The 1,651-nt window shown below is 69.3% G+C and carries 2 protein-coding genes; both read right to left on the bottom strand.

The window, feature by feature from the left end; translation table 11 throughout:
* The coding region (gene csb2, locus ACFWJO_RS38325; RefSeq protein ID WP_386872792.1) for a type I-U CRISPR-associated protein Csb2 at positions 1-464 on the bottom strand (464 nt) is incomplete at its 3' end.
* A gap of 2 nt (positions 465-466) precedes the next feature.
* Positions 467-1,651 (bottom strand): type I-U CRISPR-associated RAMP protein Csb1/Cas7u (gene cas7u / locus ACFWJO_RS38320; protein ID WP_386872790.1); only part of this gene is annotated, 1,185 nt, incomplete at its 5' end.

Here is a 1,651-nt window from a genome sequence, read left to right as displayed (position 1 = left end):
GCCTCTCCGAGATGGGGCACGTCCGCGCAGAGTTGTTCCAGAGTTGAGCAGACCTGTGTGTCCGTCCCGCTGGGCCCGTCATCCCAGACCCACTGCACGGGGCCGCCGAGCGCAGTTCCGTCCGAGACAGGCCGGCCGGTCACTTTGTAGTTGGTCTTGCCGACCTCCTTGAGGAAGACCCCCTCCTTCCGGTACGCGAAGCGTCGCACGCCAGGTGCCACGGGCGTGTGACCAGGCAGGACCAACGCATCCGGCGGACGCTCCTCGAGCCAGTCCAGGGCGGCCAACGACTCTGCCGTGAACGGAGCCTCAGGATCCCCCGTCGAAAGAGTCCCCGCAGCGGCCGCCTGCACGAGGGCCGAGAAGAGCCTCGCGACATCAGGGAATCGCTCTGCGCCGCCGTCCGACCCGTGGCCCGTGTAGACGCCCAGCGGGAAGTCCGCGCTGATGACGAGTCCGCCCACGGTCACACCTCGGCGTCGTCGGTGCTGGCGGCGCCCAGGATCGCCGGGTCGCCCACCAGTTGGATGGTCTGCCCGTTCCACTCGACACCGGCGACCGACTCCGCATGCGCCAGCGCCGCTTCGAACACCTGGACGGCCACCTCGTCCGTGATGGGGGCGAGCGCCCGGGACTTGCCGTACCGGAGGTCGAGGGTCACGGTCGGCTCATCGGATTCGACCAGATGGCAGTTCGCACGCAGATGCAGCTCGCGGTCCGAGAGGGCCATGCCGAGCAGGGCGTAGGCCGCGAGCAGGGCGCGGCACGCCACGTCCTGCTCCGTCGTGCCGCCGAAGCGGAGCTGACGGAGCGCGGAAAAGGACAGGAGGCGTCGTCGCATGATGGAACGGCACGCGACACCGCCCAGTTCGCCGAGGACCGGCGGGATGTGGCCCAGGCCGAGCGTGGACATGGACGATCCGGTCTCCCCCTTCTTCTTGGCCTCGGCGAGCACCTTGTCCTGCAGTTTGGCACTCAGTTCACCCGCCTGCGCCTTGACCAGTGCCTCAACGTCCTTGGCCGATGGCTTGACGCTCGCCGCGACGGGGTCCACACGGCCAGCTGCGCGCCGATTGGTCCGCGGCGCCCCGCCCTCCTGGTCCTGGTCGGCCAGAACGCCGATGATCTCACCCGTCATGCAGGACTGGTAGCGGCCCTGATGCGACTTCCGAGTGGAGTCCCATGCGCCGAGGACCAAGGCCGTCGGTGCGGCGTCCAGCAGAGCCCGGGCGTCGAGCTTCGTGGCGTCTCGCAGTGCACGGTAGGCCTCGGTCTGCGTCACGGGAGCACCGTCAAGGGTGGCCGCCCGAATGTGTCCGTCGAACGCACGATGAGGCAGGGAGAGATCCGACTCGACAGCCTCTCCGTAACGCACCTCGATGGTCGGCACCTTGCGCAGCGCCTCTCCCTCCGGTGTCCCCTGATCCCGCCGAGCGGAGATGATGGCGTCCTCGTCCCGGTTGGAGACCGACTGCTTGCTGTCCACGACGACGGTCCACACCGGTCGCGGCTGGCCGGCCTCGTCGAGTTCCATCCGACGCTCGTAGGCGTAGGTGGGCTCACCCCGGCCCTCGATCACCTTGGCCGGCGCGATCACCGCCCCGGGGCCGCCGGCGGGCTGGAGCGGGGTCTCCGACAGGAGTGAGGTGCT

The sequence above is a fragment of the Streptomyces sp. NPDC127092 genome (assembly GCF_042722475.1).
GTDB lineage: Bacteria > Actinomycetota > Actinomycetes > Streptomycetales > Streptomycetaceae > Streptomyces.
Note: the sequence above shows the minus strand (reverse complement) of the source record. Positions and strands in the feature narration are given on the sequence as shown.